At 41.4% G+C, this 16,798-nt stretch carries 16 protein-coding genes; 8 read left to right on the forward strand and 8 right to left on the reverse strand.

Annotated elements, in window-relative coordinates:
• Positions 1-35: 35 nt before the first annotated feature.
• On the forward strand, positions 36-641 hold the full coding sequence (locus HCZ91_RS08175) for a class I SAM-dependent methyltransferase (RefSeq protein ID WP_179798995.1): 606 nt from the start codon (positions 36-38) through the stop codon (positions 639-641).
• A gap of 176 nt (positions 642-817) precedes the next feature.
• Here HCZ91_RS08175 and HCZ91_RS08180 read toward each other — a convergent pair whose 3' ends face one another.
• The 3 genes from HCZ91_RS08180 to HCZ91_RS08190 form a co-directional block, all read right to left on the reverse strand.
• On the reverse strand, positions 818-1,147 hold the full coding sequence (locus HCZ91_RS08180; protein WP_101205009.1) for a hypothetical protein: 330 nt from the start codon (positions 1,145-1,147) through the stop codon (positions 818-820).
• Between the two features lie 278 nt (positions 1,148-1,425).
• Positions 1,426-2,082 (reverse strand): IS1595 family transposase, encoded by a 657-nt coding sequence (locus HCZ91_RS08185; protein ID WP_045455674.1) that lies wholly within the window; start codon positions 2,080-2,082, stop codon positions 1,426-1,428.
• 48 nt (positions 2,083-2,130) lie between these two features.
• A complete protein-coding gene (locus HCZ91_RS08190; protein WP_179798996.1) occupies positions 2,131-2,982 on the reverse strand; it encodes an AraC family transcriptional regulator in 852 nt (283 codons plus the stop codon).
• Positions 2,983-3,148: 166 nt separating this feature from the next.
• Here HCZ91_RS08190 and HCZ91_RS08195 point away from each other — a divergent pair, with 166 nt between their 5' ends.
• Complete coding sequence (locus HCZ91_RS08195) at positions 3,149-3,562, forward strand: organic hydroperoxide resistance protein (RefSeq protein ID WP_101204365.1); 414 nt, start codon at positions 3,149-3,151, stop codon at positions 3,560-3,562.
• A gap of 171 nt (positions 3,563-3,733) precedes the next feature.
• Here HCZ91_RS08195 and HCZ91_RS08200 read toward each other — a convergent pair whose 3' ends face one another.
• The gene (locus HCZ91_RS08200; protein ID WP_102091711.1) at positions 3,734-4,651 is read right to left on the reverse strand and encodes an EamA family transporter; all 918 of its coding nucleotides are present in this window, start codon (positions 4,649-4,651) and stop codon (positions 3,734-3,736) included.
• Between the two features lie 320 nt (positions 4,652-4,971).
• On the opposite strand from HCZ91_RS08200, the gene HCZ91_RS08205 reads away from it, so the two are divergent.
• Positions 4,972-5,655, forward strand: coding sequence for a YetF domain-containing protein (locus tag HCZ91_RS08205; RefSeq protein ID WP_179798997.1), 684 nt, complete (start codon positions 4,972-4,974; stop codon positions 5,653-5,655).
• A 131-nt stretch (positions 5,656-5,786) separates the two neighbouring features.
• Here the strand turns inward: HCZ91_RS08205 and creD are convergent, their stop codons facing one another.
• From creD to pnuC, 4 genes are all read right to left on the reverse strand, one after another.
• On the reverse strand, positions 5,787-7,391 hold the full coding sequence (gene creD, locus HCZ91_RS08210; protein ID WP_179798998.1) for a cell envelope integrity protein CreD: 1,605 nt from the start codon (positions 7,389-7,391) through the stop codon (positions 5,787-5,789).
• A 169-nt stretch (positions 7,392-7,560) separates the two neighbouring features.
• Complete coding sequence (locus tag HCZ91_RS08215; protein WP_101204361.1) at positions 7,561-8,085, reverse strand: TIGR00645 family protein; 525 nt, start codon at positions 8,083-8,085, stop codon at positions 7,561-7,563.
• 95 nt (positions 8,086-8,180) lie between these two features.
• A complete protein-coding gene (locus tag HCZ91_RS08220) occupies positions 8,181-8,768 on the reverse strand; it encodes an ATP-binding protein (RefSeq protein ID WP_346342184.1) in 588 nt (195 codons plus the stop codon).
• Positions 8,740-9,450, reverse strand: coding sequence for a nicotinamide riboside transporter PnuC (gene pnuC, locus HCZ91_RS08225; protein WP_179799000.1), 711 nt, complete (start codon positions 9,448-9,450; stop codon positions 8,740-8,742). The genes HCZ91_RS08220 and pnuC overlap by 29 nt, the downstream gene beginning before the upstream one ends.
• Positions 9,451-9,746: 296 nt before the next feature.
• On the opposite strand from pnuC, the gene HCZ91_RS08230 reads away from it, so the two are divergent.
• The 5 genes from HCZ91_RS08230 to dnaX form a co-directional block, all read left to right on the forward strand.
• Complete coding sequence (locus tag HCZ91_RS08230; protein ID WP_057760302.1) at positions 9,747-10,892, forward strand: beta-ketoacyl-ACP synthase III; 1,146 nt, start codon at positions 9,747-9,749, stop codon at positions 10,890-10,892.
• A 234-nt stretch (positions 10,893-11,126) separates the two neighbouring features.
• The gene (gene prfA, locus HCZ91_RS08235; RefSeq protein WP_165596982.1) at positions 11,127-12,218 is read left to right on the forward strand and encodes a peptide chain release factor 1; all 1,092 of its coding nucleotides are present in this window, start codon (positions 11,127-11,129) and stop codon (positions 12,216-12,218) included.
• A 130-nt stretch (positions 12,219-12,348) separates the two neighbouring features.
• The gene (gene lysS, locus HCZ91_RS08240; protein ID WP_102090341.1) at positions 12,349-13,887 is read left to right on the forward strand and encodes a lysine--tRNA ligase; all 1,539 of its coding nucleotides are present in this window, start codon (positions 12,349-12,351) and stop codon (positions 13,885-13,887) included.
• Between the two features lie 115 nt (positions 13,888-14,002).
• Positions 14,003-15,265, forward strand: a complete 1,263-nt coding sequence (locus HCZ91_RS08245) for a hypothetical protein (RefSeq protein WP_179799001.1) — start codon at positions 14,003-14,005, stop codon at positions 15,263-15,265.
• Between the two features lie 69 nt (positions 15,266-15,334).
• A partial coding sequence (gene dnaX / locus HCZ91_RS08250; protein ID WP_179799002.1) for a DNA polymerase III subunit gamma/tau occupies positions 15,335-16,798 on the forward strand: 1,464 nt, incomplete at its 3' end.

A 16,798-nucleotide genomic window follows, 5' to 3' on the forward strand; every position in this document is an offset into this window, starting at 1 on the left:
ATTGGATATCAATCTCAAATAAAAGGATTATTAGGATGTGGGATGAACGCTATAGCGGCACAGAGTTCGCATTTGGCACCGAACCTAATGATTTTTTGAGAGAGACATTTGAGCAGATACCTGTAGGTGGACACGTACTTTGTCTAGCAGAGGGCGAGGGTAGGAATGCAGTATTCTTAGCTGAGCAAGGCTTCAAGGTAACTGCGATGGATAAGTCCGAAGTAGGTCTGACCAAAGCGAACAAGTTGGCCAGAGATAGAGGCGTAGCTATTATCACGCAAGTAGCTGATTTAGCAGATTACAACTTTGGTCAGGATAAATGGGACGCTATAGTTTCTATCTGGGCACACGTGCCCAAAACGGTACGTCAATATGTACATGCACAAGTTGGCACTGCTCTCAAGCCAGATGGCGTATTTATCGTCGAAGCTTATACAGAACGACAGCTTGAAACAGAGGCAGTCGGTGGACTACCTGCCAGTCAAAGGGAACGTTTTGGCACTTTAAAGAACTTTCAAAATGAGCTTGTAGGGCTGAACGAAGTGACTGGTGTAGAGAAGTTGCGTATGGTATCAGAAGGAAAGCGCCATCAAGGGCTTAGCGCTGTAGTACAGTTTGTTGGCAAAAAAGCCAGCAATTAGCCGTTGTAAGTTAAATCTATTGATCGTTTTAGTAGCTATATATAGTTAGAGAAGATAGTTTGCAAACTATCTTCTCTATGAGCTATTAAGGCTTAATGTTTGATAGTTAGCGACTGGTATCTAATGTCTAGTATTTAATGATTGGTACTTGATAATTGGCACTTAATGATTGGTATCTAATGGCTAATCTTTTCTGTCAATACACCCATGCTATAAAGTATATAGGCAATCACAGTTAATGCGACGATAAATGGAGTAAGTATCCAAATCACAATATTGATTAAAAGTGATGGTAACAATCCATTGAACAATTCAATATCTGGTGCGAAAAAATCGGTCATGACATCGACTGCACGCTTAGCGATAGGGAATAGCAAAGTGCTGAAAGCTAACATATAAATGTACTTACTAAAGCCAGGGTCACTCATGACTACCATAAAGTAGAACACTGTAAAAAACGTGATGCCAAGTGCCCAGCATTTGAGAGTGTAGCTTAAACGAATCATGTTATCTCCTCCCTAAGCTTTCTATTGATCGCTTTACATCGATCGTACACAGAGTAAAGCTGCTCCTATACATTCATTATTTTAAATATATGCAATATGTTATAATACGAATATATGGTCACGTCAACCAATTTTTCTATTTATTTGAAATACTTCACAAGTTATTCAACTTAAAAATGTTGTTTTTTTGGGAAGAGTTTCATAGGTATAGTAGAAAATAGCCTAAGCAAATTAAATTTATTCTATTAGAAAATAAAAGGGGCTGTAGTAGATAAGGATTAAATATCACACCATTTTCTCAAGGTTTTCAGCTGATTAGATGGTGAGCCATAGTTGAATCTAAACTCGCACTCTTTTAAAAACAAATGGAAGTTCTTCTTATTAATCCCATTATACTTTCTGAGTGTTCGTTTGGACTGATTCCAGAAGTTCTCAATGCCATTGATGTGATTGTTCTTACCGCAAATGAACTCTATAGAGTGATTGACTCTGAAATGTTTAAACTCACTCACATCTAATGCATTGTAACTTCGATAGCTATCCGTATAAACAAAGCTGTCAGGCTTGATTTTACGCTTAATAACAGGCATTAGGGTAGTCTGTTTGGTGTCTGCTACGACAATGGTATAAACCTTACCGTTTCGTTTTAGAATACCAAATACAGCGGTTTTACCAGCTGCCCCGCGACCTCTTTTGCCTTTGCGTACACCGCCAAAGTAACTTTCATCTAATTCGACCTCACCATCAAAAAGCTCATCAGCTTCTAATGAGAGATGGTAATCTATCACAAGTCTTATTTTATGATAAAAAAGTGCAGCAGTATTAGGCTGAATATCAAGCAAATCTGCGGCTGTTCTAGCAGTCACTTCAGCTGTGAAAAACTCTAACAGCCTTCGCTGTGCTTTTTTACTTAGTTTACAACGGGTTATCTTCATAAAAGTAGTCTAGCATAGTGCTTATCTACTACAGCCCCAAAATTATAACTACAACTCATTGCTTGGGCTCAGACCAAAAAACCGCTTATATTCTCGGCTAAACTGACTAGGACTTTCGTAGCCTACTTGCATCGCTATTTGTGATATTTGCGCCCCATGCATCTTAATTAAGCGTCTGGCTTCCATTAAACGTAAGCTTTTTTGATACTGTAGCGGACTCAGCTGGGTTATTTCTTTAAAATGCTGATGAAACCCTGAGACACTCATGCCGCATCTACTAGCCAAGCTCTCAACCATGATAGGTTCATCTAGATGTGCCTTTATCCAGTCAGTTGCTTGGGCAATGCGGTGTGTATGGCTACCGCTAACGACCAATTGCTTAAGTTTGTTGCCTTGCTCAGCCAAGAGTAGGCGATAGTATATTTCTTGTTGAATTAAAGAAGACAGAAAATCAATATCGTTTGGATAATCAAGCAAGTGTATCAATCGATCAAACGCGTCCATTACGGTGTCATCTAAGTGCCACTTTATTCCTAAATGGCTGCCTGCTACTGGGTGTGTGGTCGGTATCTGTGATAAGACATCTCTAATCATGGCTAAATCTAATTTCATTGATAAAACAATGACAGGGTTCTTTATCGAAGCGTGTTTAATATGCATACTTAGCGGTATATTAACTGGACAGAACATCAAGTTACTATTGTCAAACCTTTGACAGTCAGCACCCAAGTAAATCTCTCGTTCACCTTGCAGTACAATACAAATACTTGGCTCTTGAATATAGCTCACGGCTTTGCTTGGTTTGTCCGCGCAGTAAAAGAACAAGCCTGAAACAGCGGACTCGATGGTTTTATTTCTAGGTAGTACTGCTAAAAGTTGGTCAATAGTCGTTTGATTCATCACGAGTGCTTATTTTATAGAGTTGCCTGATAGTATAAATATTTGTAGGATTAGGCAAGAGTTATAGAGGTTTGTTCTAACGTATAAATGCAGAGGATTCTATAATAATCTCATCGCAACAGCGTAAGTACGACCTCTAATAATATGAAACAAGGAATAATTACTCATGAAAATATTTTATAAAACGCGTGCAACCGCTACTGGTGGACGTTCTGGCCATACTGGATTAGACGATGGTTCTTTAGGATTTGACTTGGTATCTTTTCAAGAGCAAGACAAAGAAGGCGTGAATCCAGAACAGCTTTTTGCAATGGGTTACGCGGCTTGTTTTGATAGCGCTTTGAGCATGACTGCACAGCACATGAAATTGCCTGTTACCGCTTCAAAAACCTCTGCGCAAGTAGGTATCGGTATGAAAGCTGACGGTAGCTACAACCTAGAGATAGAGCTGTCTGTAGAAGTATCAGGTATTGATGAAGCGCAGGCGCAGCAGTTGATCGAAGCTACGCATCAGGTGTGCCCGTATTCTAATGCTACTCGCGGCAATGTCGATACTCGTCTAGAAGTTACTGTTGCTTAAATGCTGTTGTTCAACGACTGTTGACCGTAGACTAGCAATATTAAAATAATAACTCGAATATAAAACGCCTCGATTTATAAGAGTCGGGGCGTTTTATGTTGTCTGGTAGAATCATAAGCTGGAACTTTTTCTGAGCAGTTTAGCTAATGATAGGTTGTTAATAGCATTATTTTATACCGGTACTTTTTTATTTAAGGTAAACACCAAGACCGCGCCCAAAATGACCGTACTTGCGATAATAAAGGGCATAGTTAACTGCTCAGATAAAAATATCACACCTAGCAACGCAGCAATCACAGGGACACATAGCTGAACGATAGCGGCTTGTGTGTTTTTCAATAGTGGCATCGCTGTATACCAGATACTATAGCCCAACCCTGAGGCGATCGCTCCGGATGCACAGGCGAGTAGTACACCTTCAATGGTAATACCATCCAAATTGATATTTTTCAAACCTAAGTCATCTAGATACGTCATACCTACCAGTAGTAGTATAGGCACAGCGACTAAACTACGCACAAAATTAAACCCTGTCGCTCGCAGCGGTGAGACACATGATTTGCCGCGTATACTATATACTCCCCAAGCTATGCCGCTCATAGCCATTAACGCTGCAGCCAATGGTGACGGTATGGCAGCGGATGGCAACATCAGATATACAAACCCCGCCACTGCAACGACAAACGCTAACCATTGTAGCGCGCTGAGCTGTTCTTTTTTATAGATACCCCAGCCAATCATCGTCAGCTGAACCGCTGAAAACAAAATCAATGCCCCAGTGCCAGTATCCAGCTCTACATACGCAATTGAAAAGCACAGCGCATAAATCACCAAGCTGAGACTACTTAACCAACTGCCTTTGTCATTTAATATAGCGTGGACAGTAGATTCGTCATGATTAGACGTTTGGCGTCGCAGTCTGTAAGCATGTATAGCCATGATAATACCTAGACAGGCCGTCGCACTCACTAGCCTGATGATGGTAAAGCTCCAAGCATCGATGTAGCCTTCCGCCAATGCCATTCGGCAAAACAGAGAATTTGCAGCAAAGGCGATTAACGCAATAATAGTATAAATCGTGGCTTTCAAAAGTAATTCCTACAATGAATAAATGGCACAAAACAGGCAAACATAGGATTTTAGTTTTAGGTCTTAAGATACGCTGTTATAACGAACGTTTATTCTTAGCAAAGATAATAGATTTATAACTGATTAATCTAATCTATAGCCGTTTCACAAGACAGGATATTTTGTCGTACTTATGGCAAAAAGTCTCTTTTAAATCAGAATAACGATAGTTGTATTGACGATAAGGTCTAAAAATAGGGATGATGTGCTTCGCGTCAAATGAACTATTAGAACAACACTCATGAAACACAATAATTAGATAAATAAATAGGAAAGATAGTATGAATTGGGCAAGTATTTTTATTCATGACACAACTTGGTGGTTTGCCGTAGAAATTTTAATACGTGTCACTGTCATGTTTGTATTAATTATCACATTTTTGCGATTCACTGGTAAGCGCGGCGTTCGTCAGCTTTCTATTTTTGAGTTAACCATCATTTTATCGTTAGGCTCTATCGCAGGTGATCCCATGTTCACCGAAGACCTGCCTATTATCCAAGCGGTATTAATCATGGGTACGGTCATTTCATTTTATAGGCTCTGTACTTGGGCGATGATGAAGTTCCAGCCTTTTGAGGACCTGCTAGAGGGGCGCTCAATGTATATTGTAGAAGATGGCATGCTGGTGCTTGATAAAATCAAAAAAGGTGAAATGTCACACGATGAGTTTTTTGCTGAAATGCGCCAACAAGGGGTTGAGCATTTAGGTCAAGTGCGTACTGGTTTGCTCGAAGCTGATGGCAATTTTAGTATTTTATTGCACACCTCTGAAAAAACAGACTACGGGATGCCGCTTTTCCCCAAGCAATACCGACCGGTCGAGCAAGTAGAAGCAGGTGTTTATTATGCTTGTATGTATTGCGGTTACGTTGATGAAATCTCTGACCCCAATCAGTGTTGCCCGCGCTGCGAGGATAATTGCAATAATTGGGTTAAAGCGTTAAACAATCATATCGTCAAATAATATTACTACTTGGCTGCCTTAGCTCAGTTAATAAGCTAAGGCAGCCAATTTTTTTCAAATTATCAGATAAAAACCTCTCATTTACTGACAGTTTGTCTGACTTGCTTTATACAGCGCATGGCTCTCATCATTTATGTCACTTTATACCAGTCAAGTTTGCGAGTCATCACCATCACGCAGGCAAGTATCACAAAGCAGAATATCGCACCCAGTAATAGATTGAGATCTTCTGTACTTAAAATACCGAAAAACGCAGCATATAGCCCAGCAAGTGTCGCGGTAAAGATTACTGCCCGTTTTAAACCGCCAAATACATAATAGCTATACCAGCCAATAAGCCCAACACAAGCACTGGCCGCTACCATATAGGCTTGCCAAAAGACGATTTGCTCGGCCAGCGGTAGCAACAAGACGTAAAAGCACAGCAGTGCACAACCGACCAATAAGTATTGGATAGGGTGAATACGACTTGATTTGAGCACTTCAAATAAAAAGAAAGTGCCAAAAGATACCAAAATTAATAGCAAGGCGTACTTCATGGCTCTTTCAGTTTGTAGATAGACATCGTTGGGGCTTGCAAAACTAACGCCAAAGCTGTTTAGCAGAACACTTTGATTACTACCAGCTACTGCTGTACTGTCTGTCGTCAGACCTCTTGATGCCTCAAGCGAATCAGGATTGTACGAATGACTATCGATATTGAGCGTTGATTCACTTATGACAGTACATTGATGGTTAGGCAAGCTGAGACATTGAGAGAGGTACTGATTATTTGCAACGGTTAAATACTGATTTTGCCAACTGGCATCAAATCCTTTAGCGGTGATGCTCTTGGTATTTGGTAATGCTTTGCCGATGAAGTTTGGTGTCTGCCAGTTACTGTGCATAGACAGAGTAAAGTTCTGCCCAGTTGGGACAGTCGTTAAATTACTAATGCCAGCTAATGGTAAGTCGATCACAATATTGAGCGCTTGATTGTCTCTAGGATTAGATAACTTGCTACTCACCTCTGATTTATTTAGATCTGTATTTATTGAGCCTGTGGTAGCCAAGCTATCTTTATTCTGCTGGCTAGTAGGATTGATTAATTGATCCAATACATCTTTAGGAATATCTACTTCGACATAGGTTAAGTTCTCTATTATTGGTATCTGCGGATAGTTTGCTGCAATTGTTTTTTGATTAATTGTGACAGTAGGCAGGGTAGCGACACCGCGCAAATCAGACACAGGAATGATAAGTTTTACCTTGTTCCAGTGGGTAATGGTTTTGGCTAGCTGTGTCTTATCTGCATCATCGTCAATTGTAGTTCCAGCCTGGTCTAAATTTTTTAAAGTCTTACCAAGCGTATAACTTTGATTGAATGTCAGCTGACCATCATAGCTAGTAGCGCTATAGATACCGCGTTTATAGGTGTCTGTGTTTACTTTTAGGTTCTGTGCTGCCTGCGTCTGAAAGGCAAATATCGTCTCGATTTTCGAGTATGACGGTTCGCATTTGTTCTTTACATTTGGTGTATCAGATGACTGACATGCTGGTGTGACTGTCGTAGGGATGGCGATAAATGGATTAATGACTTCTTGTGGATTGACGTGCTGCTCGGTGATTTCTTTTATCACTGACTCTGCGTAGTATTGTCTCTCATATATGATGTCGCTAATCATACTGAGACCAATCGAAAAAACGATACAAAGTCCTACAATGATGGATAACTTAGTCAATAATGTTTTTTGCATGTGGTCGCCTCCTAAGTGTCTTTAGTCCACAGCTGCCGAGATAGCAGACTGTGGCTTTAAAAGACATCATAGAGAGGGCATGAAGAGAAGATGTGCAGGAAATATGGAATAACTGTGAAAGGGTAAAAGTTGATATTTTCGGATAATTGTTTTTCGATTATTAATGTGTTTAATGCTTTTTTGTATCGCCAACGACTTTATCCATGATAGCGAATAACAAGCCAGACAATACAAAGGTCATATGAATAATGACCTTCCACATGAGCTTGTCAGCATCAAGTTCACTCATTCCACTAGATATATCCATAAAGGATTTCAAAAGGTCAATCGCCGAGATAGCAACGATCGCTCCGATAACTTTGAGCTTTAGGCCAGAAAAGTCTACTTTGCCCATCCAGCTAGGACGATCATCATGGGTGCCAGTATCGATTTTTGAGACAAAAATTTCATAGCCACTGAATATAATGATAAGCAATAAACTGGCAACCAGAGAGATATCAACCAATACCAATATATCTACAATCACACTGGCTTCAGAGGCCGTCAGAATGTCAGCAAACATATACCATAGCTTTTGGACAAACTTAATAAATAATAAAATAATGCCTAGCACTAATCCTAGATAAAAAGGCGCCAGTATCCAGCGGCTATTAAATATGGTTTTTTCTAAATAAAGCTCAAACTTCTTTAGCATGGGTATCTCTTAGGTTTCAAATACAAAAAATTTTTAAAGACACGAAAGTCTTAAAGAATAAATAACGTTGATTATAGGTATGGTTTATTTTAGCTTTAGTCAGGCGATATTTTATCTATATTAGCGAGCTGCGCTACTACTTGCTGAACGCGCGCTTTTCTATCGCCACTAATGCGTTGAAATGGTTTTTGATGCTTGCTTAATTGACTGGCGAAATAGTCGCTTATCTCATCGCGTTGGTGTGGACTGTCTCGCAGGTCATCAGCCACCCATGGCGTATCAACCTCAGTCAATAATATCAAATCATAGTGATGCGCCAACGCTGCTTGCTCAAGATCCGTTGGGCAGTCGCCATAATACCAATAAGAATAAACCATCAGCTCAAACAAACTGGTATCGCAAAACAAATAATGACTGGCATTATTCGACTGAGCGACTTGTTTGGCCAAGGTATTCTCTAGTGTAACCTGTCCCTGTGCGATAGGGATCAGATCTTCCCACGTACAAGTCAGCTGCTCGTCGTCCCACTTTGCCTGTAAGTAGGTGCGCATGTATTCTGACACCCAAGGAGTATCAAAATGCTCGGCCAAATCACGACATAAGGTCGTCTTACCCGTACTTTCTGCCCCTAAAACCGCGACGTTGATGACAGATTTAGGCGTATGCTGCTCGAGGTTGTACACGGTAGCGTCGTTGCCATTCATAGTATGCCCAGATTGCGATAAGAGTGAAGACTACATATTGTAGCGCGGTAAAAGTAAAACCTTTATAAAAGTATAGCGGTACCGATATCGCATCAGCGATGATCCAGAGTATCCAATGCTCGATTTTACGCCGTGCCATGAGCCACATTGCCATCAAAAATAAAGCGGTAGTGAGCATGTCAGTATAATCGACCCAAGTAAATAAATGGAGTCCAAGTACCGCACCGTCTAGGCTAAAGCCATTATTAATCACTGGGCGGAAATAATAAACCAAGCCTACAAAAGCTATCGTTCCTGCTGCCAAAGCAGAGAGGATAGGGATGTCGTCTGCATGCAAATGCTCAATACGGACGTTATTAGCATCTGATTGCCCATGCTCAACAGACTGGTTTTTCTTGTTCTTTGACCAGTTAATCCAGCCATACAAGCTCATCACGGTATAGTAAGCATTGATAAACATATCGCCAAACAGCTGCCACTTCCATAGTAGATACACAAATATAGCAGTGCTGACCAGTCCGATAGGGAAGACTAGAATATTGGTTTTGCTGGCGAGTAAGACACTGGCCACACCGAAGACAACAGCAATCAATTCAAGGACGATGAATATCGTAGAGTAGTCAGCGTATTGACCAAATAACCAGTTGAGAAGTTCTGCCATTAGCATTCCTAAGTATGAGCGTGTGTCAATGTTCTGAATAATTAAGATCGTTCGACAAATAGTACAGAATAAAATGATGCCAATTATAACGTAGCTACCGAAAAATGCGGCCAGTCTTTGCTTATTTATGGCAACAAACAGGTTATTTGTAACAAAGTATTAGAAAAATTATAATATTCAGGCATAATAAACACACTGATTTTAAGTTTACAGTTATTCACTGAATTTGAATGGCTATTATTTTTCCACTTTTATGCTTATTCCAAGCACCACAGTAGTAGACAAGGAAGCTTATCATGACGACTTGTATCACAGGCACTGGTCTTTATATCCCACCTTACAGCATTAGTAACGAAGAGCTAGTTGAGTCATTTAACCAGTATGTTGAAAACTATAATACCGAACATGCTGAAGAGATAGCTGCAGAGACAGTGACGGCACTAGAGCCTTCTTCAGCTGCTTTCATCGAAAAAGTATCTGGCATTAAATCACGTTATGTGATGGAAAAAGAAGGTATCTTAAATACTGAAATCATGGCGCCAGTTATTCCTTACCGTAACTTGGGCGAAGAGCTGTCGGTAATGGCCGAAATGGGTGCAGCAGCACTGAGAGACGCTTTGGCTGATGCTGGACTTGAGGCCAATGACTTAGATGGTATCATCCTTGCTTGCTCAAATTTCCAGCGTACTTATCCTGCGGTTGCTATCGAAATCCAGAACGAAATTGGTATGATTGGCGGCTTTGCTTATGATATGAACGTTGCATGTAGTGCGGCGACTTTTGGTCTGTCACAAGCACATGGTTCTATCATCTCTGGCTTGGCCAAACGTATTGCTGTGGTCAACGTTGAGATTACCTCAGCGCATCTAAACTGGCGTAACCGTGACAGCCACTTTATCTTCGGTGATGTGGCGACCGCTTCTATCGTTGAAGAATTAGATACGCCAAAAGGTTATGAGATTCTAAACTCTAAGCTATTTACTCAGTTTTCGACCAACATCAAAAACGAATACGGCTTTATGGATCGCTCAGAGTATCTAGCAGCGCAGACTGAAATGTATCCAGATATCAAAGCACCGGTTACTGACAAGCTGTTTTTGCAAAACGGTCGTAAAGTATTCCGTGAAGTCTGTCCAAAAGTGTCAGAGATTATCACTGAGCACTTGCAAGAAAACGACATCCCAACATCTGATGTTAAGATGATGTGGTTGCATCAAGCCAATGCCAATATGTTGGATTTGATTCTACGTACCGTGGTTGGTAAAGATGCCGATAAATCGATTGCTCCGAGTGTTATTGCTGAATTTGCCAATACTAGCTCAGCGAGTCCTATGATTGTATTCCATCGCCACAAAGATGACTTAGTATCAGGCGATCTGGGCGTTATTTGCTCATTTGGTGCAGGTTACTCTATTGGATCGGTCTTAGTTCGCAAGGTCTAATACTTTGACTACTTGTTTTGATAAAAATAGCTAAGAATATTCTTAGCTATTTTTTTGTCTGTTGTTTTTGCTATTGAAATTAAGCTGTGACATCTAAATATAAACAGAGATGTTGGAGAAGATAACATCGAGATTACCGACAATATCAACAAGAATGATTAGAGGTTTTAATTTACCCCAAAAAATTTGCTATAATCACGGGCTTATTCCTCTTATCTAATTAAAAGTCCTTTTATGAAAGAATCCTTACGCCTGCGTTTAGACCAGATGGTAGACCGTTATGAAGAGGTCACCGCTTTATTATCAGATCCTAGTGTCATCAGTGATAATAATAAGTTCCGTGAATTGTCTGTTGAGCACAGCGACTTGATGGAGATCACGACGCTGTGGCAAAACTACGTGGGTGCAGAAACGGATCAGGCTGATGCAGAAGCGATGCTAGCCGATGCAACAGATCCTGACATGAAAGAGATGATGATCGATGAGATTGAGAGTGCACGTGATACCATCGTAGAGATGGAAGAAGCGCTTAATCTGATGATGCTACCAAAAGATCCTAATGATAAAGTACCAGCATTTTTGGAGATTCGTGCCGGGACAGGCGGCGATGAAGCAGCGATTTTCTCTGGTGACTTGTTCCGTATGTACCAAAAATACGCGCAGAGCCAGGGCTGGACACTAGAAGTGCTCTCTGCAAATGAAGGTGAGCATGGCGGTTATAAAGAAATCATCACTCGCGTATCTGGCAATAGTGTATATGGTCGTTTAAAGTTTGAATCAGGCGCTCACCGTGTACAGCGTGTCCCTGAAACCGAAAGCCAAGGTCGTGTGCATACCTCAGCTTGTACCGTTGCGGTCATGCCAGAAGTTGAGATTGATGATAGCGTTGATATCAATCCTGCTGATATCAAGATGGATACTTTCCGCTCAAGCGGCGCGGGTGGTCAGCACGTGAACACGACTGACTCTGCCGTACGTTTGACGCACATTCCGACAGGTACCGTGGTAGAGTGTCAGCAAGAGCGTAGCCAGCACAAAAACCGTGCACATGCTATGAAAATGCTGGTCTCTAAAATTCAACAGGCCAAAGTGCAAGCACAGGTCGATGTGGCGGATTCTATACGTCGTGACTTGGTCGGTAGTGGCGATCGCTCAGAGCGTATCCGTACCTATAATTTTCCACAAGGTCGCATGACCGATCACCGTATCAACCTTACCTTATACAAACTCGACTCCATTATGGAAGGCGACTTGGATGAGATTCTTGATGCACTATTACGTGAGCATCAGGCTGATTTGATGGCCAGTATCGGTGGCAATGACTAGTAGCTAGTCTTTAAAAGCACCAACAGTTTTATCGTTTTTATCACCATGTCTGTTCTTATAATAATAAGTATTGATTTAATTTTTCTGTTTTCGTTTATCCATTTAATTACCTAAAAATATTGAGAGTGTTATGTCAAAGCACAATAATCAGAACCAAGATCAAACCCCAGTCGTAGAAGATGCTAACGAGCTAATCGCACAACTGCAAGCCAAGCTAGACGATATCAGTGCTTCAGGTAAACAGCCGTATCCTAATACGTTCAAACGCACTGATTATGCGCAAGACTTACAGACGGCTTTTGATGGTGTCTCAAAGCAGGAAATTGAAGAAAAAGCAGCAAATGGTGAAAAAACACAGGTCAACGTGGCAGGTCGAGTCATGCTCAACCGTGGTTCGTTCATCGTGATCCAAGACATGACAGGCCGTATTCAGTTATATGTAGCACGTAAAGAGCTTGATGAGGAGACGCGTGCGAGCATCAAATCACTAGATTTGGGTGATATCGTTGGGGTATCTGGCTATATCGGTCGCTCAGGTAAAGGCGATTTATATGTGCATATTGAAGAAATTACGCTACTGACCAAATCACTACGTCCAATGCCAAACAAGTTCCATGGCTTGGCTGATGTCGAAGCGCGCTATCGCAATCGTCATCTTGATTTGATGACCAATGAGACGACTCGCAATACCTTTATGGTTCGTAGTCAGATCGTCAGCGGTATTCGTCAATTTATGCTCAATGAGCGTTTTATGGAAGTTGAAACGCCAATGATGCATCCGATACCAGGCGGCGCAGTAGCCCGTCCGTTTGAGACACATCATAATGCATTAGACATGCCTTTATATCTACGTATCGCGCCTGAGCTTTATCTTAAGCGTCTGGTTGTTGGTGGGTTCGAAAGAGTATTTGAGATTAACCGTAGTTTCCGTAATGAAGGGGTTTCAACCCGTCATAACCCAGAATTTACCATGATTGAGTTCTATCAAGCCTACGCTGATTATCATGACTTGATGGATTTGACTGAGCGTCTGTTTAATCAGTTAGCAATAGATGTGTTGGGCACAACAGAGCTGACTTATCAAGAAGAAGCCATTAGCCTAAAAGCACCATTTGCTCGTCTATCAATGTCTGATGCGATTGCAAAATATGCTGAAAACTTTGACATGACACGTATCAATGATCGTGAATACCTAGCAGAGTACGCATCTACGACACTTAAGCAGCAAGTTAAAGATGTGTTTGGTGTGGGTAAACTACAGACAATTATTTTTGAAGAAACGGCTGAGCATCAATTACGTCAGCCAACGTTCATTACTGAGTACCCAGCTGAGACCTCGCCTCTAGCGCGCCGTAGTGATGACAATCCTGAGATTACTGATCGTTTTGAGCTGTTCGTTGGTGGTCGTGAGTTGGCCAATGGCTTCAGTGAGCTTAATGATCCAGCAGACCAAGCCGAGCGCTTCCGTGGTCAGGTCGCTGAAAAAGACGCTGGCGATGATGAAGCTATGCATTTCGATGAAGAGTATATCGAAGCATTGTCTTATGGTTTGCCACCGACAGCCGGTGAGGGTATTGGTATTGACCGTCTAGTAATGCTATTTACCGACTCTGCTAGTATCCGTGATGTGATCTTGTTCCCGCATATGCGCCGCAAACAAGATAGCTAATGTGGGTTTGCTTGCTATAAATCCAAACTGATACTTAACTCAGCATAAAAAGCTTTTGCTCATTTTCACAGAATGGGTATAAGCTTTTTTGTGAAATATCGTTTATAGAGGTATTATGGATATTCAGCAAGCATCACATGCGCCATGGCAAAAAATGATTCAGCAATGTTTTTTATCATTGTATGAGTTGCCTGATGACAAAATCACTGACTCTGATCATTTTCAGGGTTATGATTTTGTTTTTGAGTTTTCTGGCGCTACTATTTATCTGCTCGTCAATACGGTTGTGATGCAAGCGAATAGACAAGAAGTGGATAATCCTAGAGTTCGTGAGTGGAGAAAAGAAGTTGTTAACCAACTTATCAAACGCCACGCTCAGATTTATCAAAAAAACGATAGCCTAATTGTAGATAGAAATACCGTGACAACTGATAAAGCGGTTTATTTTATCGGTTTAACGTCATTGTCTATTAATCATCAAGACGATCAATTGGGCCATTCATCTTATGCAGTTGGCTACGAATATGGCAGTCGGTTTTTTGCAGAAGACTGTGTTTTAGACTTAGATGATGAGCAAAGTATCCTACAAGTCTTTAGTCATCAAAACTTCGTTGATATCCTCAATCAGTTGGTTACTCCAAGTGATTTGACAACTTTTTTAGACTTCCATCGTCGTCAGCTATCTAGCTTTGTATCATTTCAAAACGAATCGACATTGCTTAAACAGTTTCTACAATCACCTGACTTTCATCATAGAGCGATTAGGGTGCAAGAGCAGCTAATCGATAACGAGTTAATTGAGCAAGTTGAATTACGCTTACTTAAAGCAGTAGAGCCGAATCAGAACGTGTATGCCGGTGCCTTAATGGCTGAGATGCAAAAAAATACTCGGATGTGGTTCAAGCTGTTTAACAGTGTTCTTGAGCGTTATTATGAAGCAGGTAGACCTTTACCAAATGAGCAGGTTGATATTTTGGTAGATGAGTCAATGTATACCTATGCATGTCTAGTAGAAAAAATCCTAGCTTATAGAACCATGGATCAAGACTCGCGCTGGAATGGGTATGTCCGCCATGAGCATTCTTATCATGTATTTGGACGCCATTATCTCATGGTGTTTTATGCGCAAGACGATAGCAGTTCGCTGAGCGCAGAGAATGTTAGGCTCTCTTATAAAGATTTATTGTCAGATATTAATGTTCAGTTACAAGAGCCTGTAATGGATGATTTGTTTTTACTGGGCGTAGAGTTTCGGCCATGTGAAGACAGTGTAAACACTGAGGTTTATCTGGATATTTTTCATCAAGCTGGCTCATTGATTGATGAAAGCACTCAGCGCTTATATGACCGACTGGCCCAACTTCAAGCTCAGTTATAACCTAAACATAGTATGATTCATTAGCCCGACGCTTCCTTTATATTTGTATTATTTACATTGGCATTTATTATGACGCAGCAATATCAAGTTTTAGCTCGCAAATACCGACCAAAAAACTTTCACGAGCTGATTGGGCAGACGCATGTGTCTCAAGCGCTAATTAATGCGATTGATTATAATCGTTTGCATCATGCCTATCTGTTTACAGGTACGCGCGGTGTGGGTAAGACAACGATTGCGCGTATTTTATCTAAATGCTTGAACTGTGATACTGGTATTACTAGTACTCCTTGCGGTGTATGTGATAACTGCGTTGCTATTGATCAGGGGCGTTTCATTGATCTTATTGAGATTGATGCCGCATCTCGTACCAAGGTTGAAGACACGCGTGAGCTATTAGACAATGTGCCTTATGCGCCTAGCCAAGGGCGTTATAAGGTCTATCTGATTGATGAAGTACATATGCTGTCTACGCACAGCTTTAACGCGCTATTAAAAACGCTAGAAGAGCCACCGGAGCATGTTAAGTTTTTATTAGCGACGACTGATCCACAAAAGTTACCGATTACGATTATTTCGCGCTGCTTGCAGTTTGTACTGCGTCCATTACCTCAAACGTTACTTAGCGAGCATTTGGCAAATATCTTGACTAAAGAGCAGGTAGGCTATACTCAGCCAGCCATTTGGCAATTGGCAAGTGCAGCTAAAGGTTCTGTACGTGATGCTCTATCATTGACCGATCAAGCCATTGCTTTTGGCCAAGGCGCATTGGATGATGCTACTGTCAATGCAATGCTTGGTCTCATTGACGCTGCTGACTTAGTACGTCTAACCACGGATATTTATAATCATGATAAGTCTGCGGTTGCTGCTCACATTGAGCAAATGCGTGCGCAAATGGTCGATGCGACTAGCATGTTCGATGGGCTCGCTGAGCTGTTACATCAGTTGGCATTGACCCAACTGTTGCCTGAGGTCGCTCTTAATGTCAATGAGGCGCAAGCAAAAGATATTTATACGCTAGCTCAGCATATCAGCCCTGATGTATTGCAGCTATATTATGAGATTGTTGTACAAGCCCGTGAAGGTGTCAAACTTGCAAGTACGCCGATGCAAGCGCTTGAGATGTGCATTTTGCGATTACTGGCGTTTCGTCCATTGCCAGTCGATGAAGTCTTGAGCAATACTTATGATAGTGATGGGTCTGCTACAAAAGTACCAGCTATAGAACCAGTTTCTTCGGCATCAGCCCCAGATGCTATTGCACATGAAGCGTCAGCACCGCCGCCAGAGCTTTATAATGCTGATTATCAGACACCAAGTCACGATGAGCTGCAAAGCGGTATTGATGATAATGACCATTTAGCGCAGTCAGTTAATAGTGTTATGCCTGAACCAGTTGTTGAGCCTGAACCAGTTGTTGAGCCTGAACCAGTTGTTGAGCCTGAACCAGTTGTTGAGGCTGAACCAGTTGTTGAGGCTGAACCAGTTGTTGAGGCTGAACCAGTTGTTGAGGCTGAACCAGTTGTTGAG

This window comes from Psychrobacter sp. BI730 (genome assembly GCF_013414195.1).
Lineage (GTDB): Bacteria > Pseudomonadota > Gammaproteobacteria > Pseudomonadales > Moraxellaceae > Psychrobacter.

Coding starts and splice junctions, on each gene's coding strand:
- HCZ91_RS08175 (WP_179798995.1), top strand. CDS start 36: ATGTGGGATGAACGCTATAGCGGCACAGAGTTCGCATTTGGCACCGAA.
- HCZ91_RS08180 (WP_101205009.1), bottom strand. CDS start 1,147: ATGATTCGTTTAAGCTACACTCTCAAATGCTGGGCACTTGGCATCACG.
- HCZ91_RS08185 (WP_045455674.1), bottom strand. CDS start 2,082: ATGAAGATAACCCGTTGTAAACTAAGTAAAAAAGCACAGCGAAGGCTG.
- HCZ91_RS08190 (WP_179798996.1), bottom strand. CDS start 2,982: ATGAATCAAACGACTATTGACCAACTTTTAGCAGTACTACCTAGAAAT.
- HCZ91_RS08195 (WP_101204365.1), top strand. CDS start 3,149: ATGAAAATATTTTATAAAACGCGTGCAACCGCTACTGGTGGACGTTCT.
- HCZ91_RS08205 (WP_179798997.1), top strand. CDS start 4,972: ATGAATTGGGCAAGTATTTTTATTCATGACACAACTTGGTGGTTTGCC.
- creD (WP_179798998.1), bottom strand. CDS start 7,391: ATGCAAAAAACATTATTGACTAAGTTATCCATCATTGTAGGACTTTGT.
- HCZ91_RS08215 (WP_101204361.1), bottom strand. CDS start 8,085: ATGCTAAAGAAGTTTGAGCTTTATTTAGAAAAAACCATATTTAATAGC.
- pnuC (WP_179799000.1), bottom strand. CDS start 9,450: ATGGCAGAACTTCTCAACTGGTTATTTGGTCAATACGCTGACTACTCT.
- HCZ91_RS08230 (WP_057760302.1), top strand. CDS start 9,747: ATGACGACTTGTATCACAGGCACTGGTCTTTATATCCCACCTTACAGC.
- prfA (WP_165596982.1), top strand. CDS start 11,127: ATGAAAGAATCCTTACGCCTGCGTTTAGACCAGATGGTAGACCGTTAT.
- lysS (WP_102090341.1), top strand. CDS start 12,349: ATGTCAAAGCACAATAATCAGAACCAAGATCAAACCCCAGTCGTAGAA.
- HCZ91_RS08245 (WP_179799001.1), top strand. CDS start 14,003: ATGGATATTCAGCAAGCATCACATGCGCCATGGCAAAAAATGATTCAG.